The following is a 13,918-nucleotide window of genomic DNA, read 5'->3' on the forward strand; positions in this document are numbered from 1 at the left end:
ACGCTGCGTCCGCCGGGGCGGCCGCGCGGGGGCCGGCGCATCGCGCGCCGACGTTCAGTCGCCGCGCAGCAGGTCGTTCAGGCTGGTCTTGGCGCGCGTCTGCGCGTCCACCTTCTTGACGATCACCGCGCAGTACAGGCTGTACTTGCCGTCCTTCGACGGCAGGTTGCCCGCCACCACCACCGAGCCGGCGGGCACGCGGCCATAGTGGATCTCGCCGGTCTCGCGGTCGTAGATCTTGGTCGACTGGCCCAGGTACACGCCCATCGAGATGACCGAGTTCTCCTCGACGATCACGCCTTCGACAACCTCCGAGCGCGCGCCGATGAAGCAGTTGTCCTCGATGATGACCGGGTTGGCCTGCAGCGGCTCCAGCACGCCGCCGATGCCGACGCCGCCGGACAGGTGCACGTTCTTGCCGATCTGTGCGCAGGAACCGACGGTGGCCCAGGTGTCGACCATGGTGCCTTCGTCGACGTAGGCGCCGATGTTGACGTAGGAGGGCATCAGCACCGCATTGCGGGCGATGAAGGAGCCGCGGCGGGCCACGGCCGGCGGCACCACGCGGAAGCCGCCCTTGGCGAAGTCGTCGGCGCTCCAGTCGGCGAACTTGCTCGGCACCTTGTCGTAGAACTGGGTGAAGCCGCCGGCGCCCATCGGTGCGTTGTCTTCCAGGCGGAAGGACAGCAGCACGGCCTTCTTGATCCACTGGTTGACGATCCAGTCCTTGCCCTGCTTCTCGGCCACGCGCAGCGTGCCGGCATCGAGCTGGCCGATGACGCTGGCCACCGCTTCGCGGATATCGTTGGGGGCGGACTTCGGCGACAGGCTGGCGCGGTCTTCCCAGGCCTGGTCGATCAGGGCTTGCAGTGCTTGCGTCATATGCGTTTCTTGATGGTTAAGCGTTGTCTACAACAGTCTCGGGTCCGGTTGCTGGGCTTCCGGTGCGGGGGCCGGCGCTCAGCCCGGTGCCTTGCAGAATTCCACGATGCGGCGTGCGCCCTCCAGGCATTCCTCGGGGGTGGCGACCAGCGCCATGCGCACCCGGTTGGCACCCGGATTGATGCCGCCGGCCTCGCGCGCCAGGTAGCTGCCCGGCAGCACGGTGACGTTCTGCGCAGCCAGCAGGCGCGTGGCGAACTCGGTGTCGCTCAGGCCGGTGCGGGAGACGTCGGCCCACAGGTAGAAGCCGGCGTCGGGCAGCGCCACGTCCAGCACTTCGGCCAGCAGCGGCGTCACCTCGCTGAACTTGCGCCCGTAGGCGGCGCGGTTGTCGCGCACATGGGCCTCGTCGTTCCAGGCCGCCACGCTGGCCGCCTGCACCGCGGGGTTCATGGCGCCGCCATGGTAGGTGCGGTACAGCAGGAATTTCTTCAGCAGCGCGGCGTCGCCGGCGACGAAACCCGAGCGCAGGCCGGGCACGTTCGAGCGCTTGGACAGGCTGGAGAACATCACCAGCCGCTCGAAGGCGCGGCCCAGCTTGCGGGCGGCTTCCAGCGCGCCCAGCGGGGCGCGGCCCTCGTCGAAGTAGATCTCCGAGTAGCACTCGTCCGAGGCGATCACGAAGCCGTGGCGGTCCGACAGGGCGAACAGCTGCTGCCAGTCTTCCAGCGACAGCACCGCGCCGGTGGGGTTGCCCGGCGAGCAGACGTAGGCCAGCTGCACGCGCGACCAGGTGGCGTCGTCGATGCGGTCGAAGGCGGGCGCGAAGTTGCGCGCCGGATCGCTGTTGGCGAACACCGGGGTGGCGCCGGCCAGCAGGGCTGCGCCTTCGTAGATCTGGTAGAAGGGATTCGGGCACAACACCAGCGCGCCGGGCTTGCTGCCGTCCACCACGGTCTGGGCAAAGGCGAACAGCGCTTCGCGCGAGCCGGTCACCGGCAGCACTTCGCTGGCCGGGTTCACCGCGGGCAGGCCGTAGCGGCGCTCGAGCCAGGCGGCGATGGCCTGGCGCAGCGCGTCGGAGCCTGCCGTTGTGGGATAATTCGCCAGCCCCGCCAGCGACTCGGCCAGCGCCGTCTTGATGAACTCGGGCGTGGGATGTTTGGGTTCGCCGATGCCGAAGCTGATCGCCGTCCTGGCGGCATCGGGCTTCACGTCCGCGAACAGCGCACGCAGTTTCTCGAACGGGTAGGGCTGGAGCAGGTCGAGGCGCGGATTCACGTTCTGTGGTGGTGGGCCGGTTGAAACCGGACATTATAGAGGAACAGGGCCCATCGCCGGGCGCGCCGCTCCCGCGCGGGGGCGGCGCCCGCCAGGATGGCGCGCATCACGGTACCGTGATGTCCGCTGCGTGCTGCCGGATCCCCGTTTTCCGTTGCCGTTTTCCAATTCCATCCGTCATTCCCGGGTCCGATGAGCCCTTCGTCCCTTGCCTTGCAGCCCGGCGCTGCCGACCACGATCCCGTCAAGTCCTCGCTGTCCATCCTGCTGGGCGCTTCGGTATGGGGCATCGCCTGGTTTCCCTATCGCGTGCTGGCCGGCTGGGGCCTGGGCGGCCTGCGCGCGGCGGCGCTGGTCAGCCTGATCGCGGCCGCCATCGCCATGCTGGCCTTCCGCCGCCACCTGGGCGGGCTGCGCCAGTCCTGGTTGTTCTTGGCGATCGGCGCGGCCGCCGGCATCACCAACGCCGGCTTCGTCTGGGGCAGTGTCAACGGCCACGTCATGCGCGTGCTGCTGCTGTTCTACCTGACCCCGGTCTGGACCGCGTTGTTCGCGCGCCTGTGGCTCGGCGAGCGCCTGTCGGCCACCGGCTTCGGCCTGGTGGCGCTGGCGCTGGGCGGCGCCGGCCTGATGCTGTGGTCGCCGCAGGCCGGCGTGCCCTTGCCCGCCAACCTGGCGGAATGGGCCGGGCTGGTGGCGGGCATGGGCTTTGCCGTCAACAATGTGCTGTCGCGCCACGCCGGGCAGCGCCTGCCCCAGGTCGATGGGCGCGTGCGTACCGTGGCGGTGTTCCTGGGCAGTGTGGCGGTCAGCGCACCTTGCGCGCTGTGGCTGGAGCCGGCGCTGGCGGGGCCGGCGGCCGGGCGCGAAGGCGCGGTGCTGCTGCTGGCGGTGGCGCTGGCGGGCACCCTGGTGCTTGGCAACGCCATCGTGCAGTACGGGTTGCAGCGGCTGCCGGCCAACCGGGTGTCGCTGCTGATGCTGTTCGAGATCGTGGTGGCGGCCCTGTCCTCGTGGTGGCTGGCCGCGGAAACCCTGAGCTGGAAGGAGGGGGCGGGAGGCCTGTGCATCGTCGCGGCGGGGGCGCTGTCCGGGCTGGTGCACCGGCCGCGCGCGGCACGCGGCCCCGCTCAGTGAAGCATCGCGCGGGAAACCAGGGCGATCAGCGGGCGCCGGATGGCCCGTTCCACGCCACTGTGCAGGTGCAGCGGGCGCAGCAGCATCTTGACCGCCATATCGACCGGCAGGTGGCGCCGCACGATGGCGCTGACCTGTGAATTCAACTGGCGCACTTCGCGGTCGGACACCGCCTCGGTGCCGCGTTCGATGCGCAGCACGTTGCGCAGTGCGATTTCGGCATCCTCGTTCTTGATCTCCAGCAGGCGGCGCGCCAGCGCTCCCAGCACGCGCCCGCGCCCGACCTGCTCCTGGAGGCGGAAGTCGTTGAAATAGCGGAAGAAATGCTTGTAGTGGCGGACTTCGTCATTGGCGATGCGCCGGCTCAGGTCGCGCAGCACGGGCTCGTCGGTGGCTTGCTCGATGGCGCGGTAGAGCGTGGCGGTGCCGGTCTCCACCACGCAGCGTGCCACCATCTCCAGGGCATGGGTGGGCTCGAAATTGTCGATCGAGCAGGTCACGCGGTATTCCTCGAAGAAGCGTGCGTAGCCACGCTCCCAGTCGAACTCCGGCCAGACGTGCTCCACGTAGCGGCGCAGCGCCAGTCCGTGCTGCAGTTCCTCGGCTTCCCAGTGCCGCTCGAGCCATGAGGCGGCCTGCGGCACGTCGGCGTAGTAGGAGGCGAGATTGCCGGCGTAGGTGTCGGAGCCGCTCTCGATGAAGGAGGAGGCCGTCAGCAGATAGAACAGGAGCCGGTCGGGACGTATTCGCGCCGTGTCGATGGCTTCGTAATCGATCTCTCCGACTGACCACGGCAGGCGGGTCGGTGAAGATGCGGTCATGCTTGGTCCTCCCAGGAAAGGACGCGCGGGCGCGTCGCAAGGGTTCCGGCTCGGGGTGGGCATCCGGGGTCACGCTGTCAATTCAGAGACTAGCATCAACCCTGATAAGTTTCTTGTCCTCCTGCCTGCCGGCCATGACAGCCGGCGGTCATGGCGCGGCGCGGGGTGGCGGGCAGGTGAGAAAGTGCTCGCAGGAACGCCCGTAAATGGCCGATCCAGCAGGGAAAGTGATGCCGGGAAGCCGTGAAAAGCCGGCCGGATGCGGGATGGGCGATGGTATGATTAGCGCCAGCCAACGGGCACGCCAGGGCTGAATGCGATCCGAAATTCACTTTTTCGCGATGTCGCACGAGTTGCCGGGCGCCCGGCGGCAGCCCGTTTCCTCGAACGCTTTCCTACGCCGAATCCACACGACCAACCGTGCGACTGTCCTCGATCAAACTGGCGGGCTTCAAGTCCTTCGTCGATCCCACCAATTTTCAAGTGCCGGGCCAACTGGTCGGCATCGTCGGACCCAACGGCTGCGGCAAATCGAACATCATCGACGCGGTGCGCTGGGTGCTGGGCGAGTCGCGTGCCTCGGAACTGCGTGGCGAGTCCATGCAGGACGTCATCTTCAATGGCTCGACCGCGCGCAAGCAAGCCGGCCGGGCCAGCGTCGAACTGGTCTTCGATAACAGCGAAGGCCGCGCCAACGGCCAGTGGAGCCAATACGCCGAGGTGGCGGTCAAGCGCGTGCTGACGCGCGACGGCACCTCGTCCTACTACATCAACAACCAGCCGGTGCGCCGGCGCGACATCCAGGACATCTTCCTGGGCACGGGCCTGGGCCCGCGCGCCTACGCCATCATCGGACAGGGCATGATCTCGCGCATCATCGAGGCCAAGCCCGAGGACCTGCGCATCTTCCTTGAAGAGGCCGCGGGCGTTTCCAAGTACAAGGAACGCCGGCGCGAGACCGAGAACCGGCTGTCCGACACGCGCGAGAACCTGACGCGTGTCGAGGACATCCTGCGCGAGCTGGGCAACAACCTGGAGAAGCTCGAAGGCCAGGCCGAGGTGGCGCAGCGCTTCAAGGCGCTGCAGGCCGACGGCGAGGAGAAGCAGCACCTGCTGTGGATGCTGCGCAAGCGCGAGGCGCTGGGCGAGCAGGAACGCCACCAACGCGCCGTCGGGCAGGCCCAGGTCGACCTGGAGGCCCAGACCGCCCAGCTGCGCCATGTCGAGGCTGAACTGGAGACCATGCGCGCCGCGCACTATGCGGCCTCCGACAATATGCATGCCGCCCAGGGCGCGCTGTACGAGGCCAATGCCGAGGTCAGCAAGCTGGAGGCCGAGATCCGCTACGTGGTGGAATCGCGCAACCGCGTGCAGGCCCAGATCGCGGCGCTGTCGGCACAGGGCGAGCAGTGGCGCGACAAGGCCGAGCAGGCCTCGGAGGACCTGGCGCAGGCCGAGGAAGAGCTGGCGCTGTCCGAGGGACGCACGATCGAGGCGCAGGACACCCTGGCCCAGCGCAGTGACGAACTGCCGGCGCTCGAGGCCCAGTGGCGCGAGGCGCAGCAACTGCTCAACGAGCAGCGCGCCGGCATCATCCAGGCCGAGCAGGCGCTGAAGCTGGAGGCTGCGCAGCAGCGCAGCGCCGACCAGATGCTGCAGCAGCTCGAGCAGCGCCGCGAGCGCCTGTCCGGCGAAGAGAAGGGGCTCGACCGCCCCGACGACGTGCGCCTGGAAGAGTTGCGCGCGGACCTGGCTGAGCAGGAAGCCGTGCTGGAGGAAGCGCAGGCCGCGCTGGCCGAAGCGGAGGAAAGCCTGCCGCGCCTCGACGCCGAGCGCCGTGCCGCGCAGGAGCGTGTGCAGGGCGAGGCCGCGGCCATCGCCGCGCTGGAGGCGCGCCTGGCCGCGCTGCGGCAACTGCAGGAGAGCGTGCAGACCGAGGGCAAGGTGCAGCCGTGGCTGGCCCGCCACGGGCTGGCCGAATTGCCGCGGCTGTGGAAGAAGATCCATATCGAGCCCGGCTGGGAGAATGCACTGGAGTCGGTGCTGCGCGAGAAGCTGGCGGCGCTCGAGGTTTCCGGCCTGGACGCGGTCAAGGCCTTCCTGTCCGACGCGCCGCCCGCCAAGCTGGCCTTCTATGCGCCACCCGCCGCGGCACGGCCCCAGGAAGCAACGCCGGGCCTGCGCCCGCTGATGGCCCTGCTGCAGATCGCCGAGCCGGGCATCCGCGCGGTGATGCAGGACTGGCTCGCCAACGTCTATACCGCCGCTGACGTCGACGCGGCGCTGGCGGCGCGCGCCACGCTGCCCGAGGGCGCCACCTTCGTGGTGGCCGAAGGCCACCTGGTCGGCCGCAGCGGCGTGCAGCTCTATGCGGCCGATTCCGAGCAGGCCGGCATGCTGGCGCGTGCCCAGGAGATCGAGAACCTGGAGAAGCAGGTGCGCGCACAGGCGCTGCTGGCCGAAGAGGCCAAGACGCAGTCGGTACGCGCGGAGACCGCGCACACGCACGCCAGCCGCGTGCTGGTCGAGGCGCGCACCGCCAGCGAGCAGGCCACGCGGCGCGTGCATGCGCTGCAGATGGACGTGCTCAAGCTGTCCCAGGCGATGGAGCGCTATGCTGCGCGCAGCAGCCAGATCCGCGCGGATCTGGAGGAGATCGCCGCCCAGGTCGAGGAGCAGCGCGCCATCCGCGCCGAGTCGGAGGCGAGTTTCGAGCAGCACGATGCCGCGCTGGCCGACCAGCAGGCCGCCCACGAAGCGCACCAGGGCGCCTTCGAAGCGCTGGACGGGCGCCTCGCGGCGGCACGCCAGCAACTGCGTGAGCTGGAGCGCGCGGCGCAGGAGGCGGTCTTTTCCGAGCGCAACCTGGGCAGCCGCATCGAAGAGCTGCGCCGCAATATCCAGGTGGCATCCGACCAGAGCGAACGTATCGCCGAGTCGCTCGAGAACGCGCGCGCCGAGCTGGAGACCATCAACGAGCAGACCGCGCATACCGGGCTGCAGGAAGCGCTGGAAGTGCGTGCTGAGAAGGAAGCCAGGCTGAACACGGCGCGCGTCGAGCTCGACTCGCTGTCGGTGCAGCTGCGCCAGTTCGACGAGCAGCGCCTGGCCGCCGAGCGCAGCCTGCAACCCTTGCGCGACCGCATCACCGAATTCCAGCTGAAGGAGCAGGCCGCGCGCCTGAACCAGGAGCAGTTTGCCGAGCAGCTCACCGAGGCCGGGGTCGACGAAGCGGCGCTGGCCGGCAAGCTGAACGCCGACCTGAAGCCGGCCTGGCTGCAGGGCGAGGTCACCCGCATCAACAACGCCATCAATGCGCTGGGCCCGGTCAACATGGCCGCGCTCGACGAACTGGCCACGGCGCGCGAGCGCAAGACCTTCCTGGACGCGCAGTCGGCGGACCTGAACGACGCCATCAACACCCTGGAAGACGCCATCAACAAGATCGACCAGGAAACCCGTTCGCTGCTGCAGGGCACCTTCGACCAGGTCAATATGCACTTCGGTGAACTGTTCCCGCAGTTGTTCGGTGGCGGACAGGCCCGCCTGATCATGACCGGCGAAGAGATTCTCGATGCCGGCGTGCAGGTGATGGCGCAGCCGCCCGGCAAAAAGAACTCCACCATCCACCTGCTGTCGGGCGGTGAGAAGGCCCTGACCGCGATCGCGCTGGTGTTCGCCATGTTCCAGCTGAATCCCGCGCCGTTCTGCCTGCTCGACGAGGTGGACGCACCGCTGGACGATGCCAACACGGATCGCTATGCCAAGATGGTGGCACGCATGTCGAACAAGACGCAGTTCGTCTTCATCTCCCACAACAAGATCGCGATGGAAATCGCCCAGCAACTGATCGGCGTGACGATGCAGGAGCAGGGCGTGTCGCGTATCGTCGCGGTGGACATGGACGCCGCGATGTCGATGGTGGAAGAAGCCGCCTGATCCCACCCGCCGTGGCGCGGCGCGCCCGGCGGGGACCAGAATTCTCGCAATCTCGATGCACAACAACATCCTCAAGGGAGCCGCAGCATAAATGGACCTGCAAACCGCTCTGATCGTCGCCGGTCTCGTCCTGCTGCTGCTGGTCGTCGTCTACAACCAGTGGCAGATCCGCAAGGCCCGCCGCCCGCGTGCGCTGCAGCCGGATGACGATGTGGCGCCGATGCGCGAGCCCACCTTCGACCTGCCGCCCGGCGCCGACTATCCCGCCGCATCCGCCAAGGCGCCGTCCATGCCGGACCGGCCCGCGCCCGTCGCTGCCAAGGAAAGCGAACCTGCGCCGGCGGCGCAGCGCCGCGAGCCGACGCTGTCGGCCTCGCCGCTCGATGCGGCGGCCGCGATCGGCGCCGCTGCCTCGACCGACGCCGACCAGGCGCTGGCCGATGAAGTGGCCGTGGCGGCCAATGTCGCTGCCACGAACGGCGAAGGCACCGAAGCCACTGCGACAGCGGACCGGGGCGACGAGGCCGAGCCGGCTGCGACGGTGCAGCAGCATCTGCAGGATACGGCGCCCGAGGCGCTCGAAGGCCAGCCGCTTCCCGCCGTCATCGACCCGCTGGTCGACTGCATCGTGCCGCTGCACCTGGAGCGCAAGGCCTCCGGCGACCGCATCCTGCCGCTGACCGGGCGGCTGCGCCGCGCCGGCACCAAGCAGGTTCATATCGAGGGCCTGCATGCCGAGGCCAACGCCTGGGAAGTGGTCACGGCGGGGCACCAGTACGAGGACCTGCAGGTGGCGGTGCAGTTGGCCAACCGCTCCGGTCCGCTCAACGCGCTGGAGTTCTCCGAGTTCGTCAACGCGGTGCAGGGGCTGGCCGAGGCCCTCGATGGCGCGACCGACCTGCCCGACATGAGCGAGTCGGTGGCCAACGGACGCGAGCTCGACAGCTTTGCCGCGAGCTGCGACGTCCAGCTCGGCGTCAATGTGATCTCCGACGGGGCACCCTGGTCGGCCGCCTACGTGCAGACCGTTGCCACCCAGGACGGCCTGGTGCTGTCGCGCGACGGCACGCGTTTCACGCGCTACCTGGCGGGTGCGGACGGCGTGCAGCGCGCGCTCTTCACGCTGCAGTTCGGCGATACCAACTTCCTGCGCGATGACCTGACCGTCAAGGCCGGGCGCCAGATCACGCTGCTGCTCGACGTGCCGCAGGTGGCGCGCGCCAGCAAGCCCTTCAAGACGGTCTGCGAATACGGCCACAGCCTGGCGCAGCGCATGGGTGCGCGCCTGGTCGACGACAATATGCGTCCGCTGAGCGAGGCTTCCTTCATCGCCATCTTCGGCCAGCTCGAAGTGCTGTACGACAAGCTCGAGGCGCGCGGCATGCCCGCCGGCTCGCCGGTCGCGCTGCGGCTGTTCAGCAACTAGTCCGGAGCGACACCATGACCGGAACCCGAACCGGCGCGCAGGCCCAGGCCTCCGCGCCCGCCGCCGCATCGCCGGCCGCCCGCGCTGACTGGTTGCGCGAGACGCTGGAGCGCTATAACTACGAGTACTACGTGCTCGATGCGCCCACCGTGCCGGATGCCGACTACGACGCGCTGTTCCGCGAGTTGCAGCAGATCGAGACCGAGCACCCCGAGCTGCTGCACCCCGATTCGCCGACCCAGCGCGTCGGCGGCGCACCGCTGGCGGCGTTCGCCACGGTACGCCACGCCATCCCCATGCTGTCGCTGAACAACGGCTTCGAGGACGAGGACGTGCTCGCCTTCGACCGGCGCTGCGCCCAGGGCCTCGGGCTCGAGCCGGCGGGCGCCGGCGAGCCCGACCTGTTCTCGGCCGCGGCCGCCGTCGAGTACGCCTGCGAGCTCAAGTTCGACGGACTGGCGATGTCGCTGCGCTACGAGAACGGGCAACTGGTGCAGGCTGCCACGCGTGGCGACGGCGAGTCCGGTGAGGACGTGACTGCCAATGTGCGCACCATCAAGAGCATCCCGCTGCGCCTGCGCGGCCAGGCACCGGCGGTGCTGGAGGTGCGCGGCGAGGTGCTGATGTTCCGCGCCGACTTCGACCGGCTCAACGCGCGCCAGGCCGAGGCCGGCGAGAAGACCTTCGTCAATCCGCGCAATGCCGCGGCCGGCAGCCTGCGCCAGCTCGATCCGCGCATCACCGCGCGGCGCCCGCTGTCCTTCTTCGCCTACGGCATCGGCGAGCTGCAGGGCACGCCGCGCCCGGATACCCACAGCCAGATGCTGGACGGCTTTGCCGCGCTCGGCCTGCCGGTGTGCCAGGAGCGCGCGGTGGTGCGGGGCGCGCAGGGCTTGCTGGACTTCTACCGCGGCGTCGGCGCGCGGCGCGACCAGTTGCCGTACGACATCGACGGCGTGGTCTACAAGGTCAATGCGCTGGCCGAGCAGGAGCGCCTGGGCTTCGTCTCGCGTGCGCCGCGCTTCGCCCTGGCGCACAAGTTCCCGGCACAGGAAATGACCACCGTGGTCGAGGACATCGAGGTGCAGGTCGGCCGCACCGGGGCCATCACGCCGGTGGCGCGGCTGGCTCCCGTCTTCGTCGGTGGCGTCACCGTGACCAATGCCACGCTGCACAACGAGGACGAGGTACGGCGCAAGGACGTCCATGTCGGCGACACCGTGATCGTGCGTCGCGCCGGCGACGTGATCCCGGAGGTGGTGGGCGTGGTGCTGGAGCGCCGGCCCGCCGATGCGCGCGCCTTCGTCATGCCGACCGCCTGCCCGGTGTGCGGCTCGCATATCGAGCGCCTGGAGGGCGAGGCCATCGCTCGCTGCACCGGCGGCCTGATCTGCGCCGCCCAGCGCAAGCAGGCCCTGCTGCACTTTGCGCAGCGGCGCGCCATGGACATCGAGGGGCTGGGCGACAAGGTGGTCGAACAGCTGGTCGACCAGGGCATCGTGCGCACCCCGGCCGACCTGTTCAAGCTGGGCGTGGCCAAGCTGGCCGCGCTCGATCGCATGGCCGACAAGTCGGCCGCCAACCTGGTGGCGGCGATCGAAGGCGCGCGCGCCACTACGCTCAACCGCTTTATCTTCTCGCTGGGTATCCGCCACGTCGGCGAAGCGACCGCCAAGGACCTGGCGCGCCACTTCGGCAAGCTCGACGGGCTGATGGCAGCCGACGAGACGGCCCTGCTCGAGGTCAACGACGTGGGCCCGGTGGTTGCGCAGTCCATCGTCAACTTTTTCGCCGAGGCGCACAATGTCGAGGTGATCGAACAACTGCGCGCGGCCGGCGTGCATTGGCCCGAGAGCGAACCGCAGGCGCGCGCACCCGCGCCGCTGGCTGGCAAGACCTTCGTGCTGACCGGCACGCTGCCGACGCTGTCGCGCGAAGAGGCCAAGGAGCGCCTGGAAGCCGCCGGCGCCAAGGTGGCCGGTTCGGTGTCGAAGAAGACGGACTACGTGGTGGCGGGCGCCGAAGCCGGCAGCAAGCTCGAAAAGGCCCAGGCGCTGGGTGTGGCCGTGCTCGACGAGGACGGCATGCTGGCGCTGCTGGCCGGTGCCCATGGCGCGGATCCCGAGCCCGCCCCCGATGCTTCCGAATCTTCCGATCCCTCTGATTCCGCGCCTTCCGCGCAGCCCGACCACGGAGAACAGGCATGATCCATGACATCCTCAAGATGGGCGATCCGCGCCTGTTGCAGGTGGCGCGCCCGGTCGCGCGCTTCAACACGCCGGAACTGCGCACGCTGGTCGAGGATATGTTCGACACCATGGACCATGCCAACGGCGCCGGCCTGGCGGCACCGCAGATCGGCGTCGGGCTGCAGGTGGTGATCTTCGGCTTCGAGCGCAATCCGCGCTATCCGGGCGCGCCGGCCGTACCCAAGACGGTGCTGATCAATCCCGAGCTGACGCCGCTCGGCGATGAGCAGGAGGACGGCTGGGAAGGCTGCCTGTCGGTGCCGGGCCTGCGCGGCGTGGTGCCGCGCTATACGCGGCTGAAGTACTGTGGCTACGATCTGCAGGGCAACCGCATCGAGCGCGAGGCGGAGGGCTTCCACGCGCGCGTCGTGCAGCACGAATGCGACCACCTGCAAGGCATCCTCTACCCGATGCGGGTGCGCGACTTCACGCGCTTCGGCTTCACCGAGGTGCTGTTCCCCGAGCTGCCGCCCAACGCCGAGGACTGACGCGGGCGGCGCTCAGGCCAGCATGGCGGCCAGTCCCCAGGCCAGCAGCGCCAGCCAGACCAGCACATAGAGCCATTGCGCGCGCATCATCCTGCGCAGCGCGCCGGGCTCAGCCATGGCCTCGAGCAGGCGTGGTGCCAGCGGCGCCATGCCCGCCATCGTCAGCAGCGCCATGAACAGGCAGACCGCCAGGATCTGCACGATCGACAGGCCGGAAGCCAGCAGGGCGTACAGCACCAGCGCCGCGAGTACATAGGCCAGCGCGGCCAGGAGCGCCGGGCGGGCATAGAGCCGGCGCATGGCGCGCAGCCATCCCTGCGGCGCCAGCAGGACCGCGCACAGCTTCGGCACGGCCAGGGCGATCAGCACCGCCGCCAGCAGCCGGGTCAGCGGTTCAGGCATGGCAGCTCTCCGGAAGCGGACAGGCTTCCAGCATGCGCCTTGCCGTGGCCGCCCGCAAGCGCGGCCGCCGGCACCGGTTCAGGCCAGCGCTTCCCGCCCGATCAGCTCGCGTTTGCGCTCCACGCCCCAGCGGTAGCCGGACAGCGCACCATCGCTGCGCACCACGCGGTGGCAGGGGATCGCCACCGCCAGGTGGTTGGCGGCGCAGGCCTGGGCCACCGCCCGCACCGCCTTGGGCGCGCCGATGCGGGCGGCGATCTCGGCGTAGCTGGCCGTGGTGCCGGGCGGGATCTCGCGCAGCGCCTGCCACACACGCAGCTGGAAGGCGGTGCCGCGCAGGTCCAGCGGCAGGTCCAGGCCGATCGACGGCGCCTCGATGAAGCCGACCACGCGCGCCACTAATTGTTCGAAACCTGAATCGCCGCCGATCAGCTCGGCCTTGGGGAACTGGTCCTGCAATTCGCGCGCGAGGGCGTCCGGGTCGTCGCCGAGCAGGATGGCGCAGACGCCGCGCTGGCTCTGCGCCACCAGGATGGCCCCGAGCGAGCACTGCCCGATGGCGAAGCGGATCGCCATGTCGGCGCCGCCCGCGCGCCAGCGGCTGGCGGTCATCCCCAGCATGCCGTCCGAGGCCGCATAGAAACGGCTGTTGGACTGGAAGCCGGCGTCGTAGATGGCCTCGGTGACCGTGGCCGCCTGTCCCAGCCGCTGGCGCAGGCGCCGCGCGCGATGCGCGTCGGCAAAGGCCTTGGGTGTCAGCCCGGTGAGCGACTTGAAGATGCGATGGAAGTGATAGAGGCTGAGGCCGGCCTGCGCAGCCAGGGTCTCCAGCGTTGGCGGCGTGTCGGCCGCCTCGATGCGGCGGCAGGCGGCGGCGACGATGGCCGCATGCCGCGCACCGGTTTCGGCGGCATCGTCCTCGGCGCGCTTGCTGGCGCGGTAGCCGGCCGCCTCGGCCTCGGCGGCCGTGGCGAAGAACTCGACGTTCTCCGGCCGCGGCAGCCGCGAGGGGCTGCTCGGGCGGCAGTAGATGCCGGTGGTGCGCACCGCATAGACGAACTCGCCGTCGGCAGCCGGGTCGCGCGCCAATACCTTGGCCCAGCGAGGATCCTCGGCGACGCTGTGGCGGGCCTGGGTGCCGGCCACGCCGGCGGCGCGCTTGGCAGCCTGCTTTGTCCTCATGCCTGTGCTCACGATCGCGTTCATCCTCTTCATCCTTGGCAAGCAGTGGTCTCGGGTTCGACTGTAGGGCGCGCGCGGCGATGCCGCACTCCGGCGCTTGCGCTCGAATTC

10 protein-coding genes are annotated in these 13,918 nt (G+C 69.5%); 5 read left to right on the forward strand and 5 right to left on the reverse strand.

What is annotated here, in order from left to right:
- Positions 1-54: 54 nt before the first annotated feature.
- Together dapD and dapC are read right to left on the reverse strand one after the other, a co-directional pair.
- Positions 55-882 (reverse strand): 2,3,4,5-tetrahydropyridine-2,6-dicarboxylate N-succinyltransferase, encoded by an 828-nt coding sequence (gene dapD, locus BKK81_RS09625; protein ID WP_071012414.1) that lies wholly within the window; start codon positions 880-882, stop codon positions 55-57.
- A gap of 78 nt (positions 883-960) precedes the next feature.
- On the reverse strand, positions 961-2,163 hold the full coding sequence (dapC, locus tag BKK81_RS09630; protein ID WP_071012417.1) for a succinyldiaminopimelate transaminase: 1,203 nt from the start codon (positions 2,161-2,163) through the stop codon (positions 961-963).
- Positions 2,164-2,355: 192 nt separating this feature from the next.
- Here dapC and BKK81_RS09635 point away from each other — a divergent pair, with 192 nt between their 5' ends.
- On the forward strand, positions 2,356-3,300 hold the full coding sequence (locus tag BKK81_RS09635) for a DMT family transporter (protein WP_071012419.1): 945 nt from the start codon (positions 2,356-2,358) through the stop codon (positions 3,298-3,300).
- Here the strand turns inward: BKK81_RS09635 and BKK81_RS09640 are convergent.
- Complete coding sequence (locus BKK81_RS09640) at positions 3,294-4,121, reverse strand: ferritin-like domain-containing protein (RefSeq protein WP_071012421.1); 828 nt, start codon at positions 4,119-4,121, stop codon at positions 3,294-3,296. The genes BKK81_RS09635 and BKK81_RS09640 overlap by 7 nt on opposite strands.
- A 420-nt stretch (positions 4,122-4,541) precedes the next feature.
- On the opposite strand from BKK81_RS09640, the gene smc reads away from it, so the two are divergent.
- The 4 genes from smc (at position 4,542) to def (ending at position 12,223) form a co-directional block, all read left to right on the forward strand.
- A complete protein-coding gene (gene smc / locus BKK81_RS09645) occupies positions 4,542-8,060 on the forward strand; it encodes a chromosome segregation protein SMC (RefSeq protein ID WP_071012422.1) in 3,519 nt (1,172 codons plus the stop codon).
- A gap of 91 nt (positions 8,061-8,151) precedes the next feature.
- Positions 8,152-9,486 carry a cell division protein ZipA C-terminal FtsZ-binding domain-containing protein gene (locus BKK81_RS09650; protein WP_071012424.1) on the forward strand — a complete coding sequence of 445 codons (1,335 nt, stop codon included), beginning with the start codon at positions 8,152-8,154 and terminating at the stop codon, positions 9,484-9,486.
- Positions 9,487-9,500: 14 nt separating this feature from the next.
- Positions 9,501-11,693 carry an NAD-dependent DNA ligase LigA gene (ligA, locus tag BKK81_RS09655; RefSeq protein WP_083384029.1) on the forward strand — a complete coding sequence of 731 codons (2,193 nt, stop codon included), beginning with the start codon at positions 9,501-9,503 and terminating at the stop codon, positions 11,691-11,693.
- Positions 11,690-12,223 carry a peptide deformylase gene (gene def / locus BKK81_RS09660; protein WP_071012426.1) on the forward strand — a complete coding sequence of 178 codons (534 nt, stop codon included), beginning with the start codon at positions 11,690-11,692 and terminating at the stop codon, positions 12,221-12,223. The genes ligA and def overlap by 4 nt, the downstream gene beginning before the upstream one ends.
- A 12-nt stretch (positions 12,224-12,235) precedes the next feature.
- On the opposite strand, the gene BKK81_RS09665 is transcribed toward def, so the two are convergent.
- On the reverse strand, positions 12,236-12,625 hold the full coding sequence (locus tag BKK81_RS09665) for a hypothetical protein (RefSeq protein WP_071012427.1): 390 nt from the start codon (positions 12,623-12,625) through the stop codon (positions 12,236-12,238).
- 78 nt (positions 12,626-12,703) lie between these two features.
- Entirely contained in the window at positions 12,704-13,807 is a 1,104-nt protein-coding gene (gene ada, locus BKK81_RS09670) for a bifunctional DNA-binding transcriptional regulator/O6-methylguanine-DNA methyltransferase Ada (protein WP_083384212.1), read from the reverse strand.
- Positions 13,808-13,918: the final 111 nt, after the last annotated feature.

The organism is Cupriavidus sp. USMAHM13 (assembly GCF_001854285.1).
GTDB lineage: Bacteria > Pseudomonadota > Gammaproteobacteria > Burkholderiales > Burkholderiaceae > Cupriavidus > Cupriavidus malaysiensis.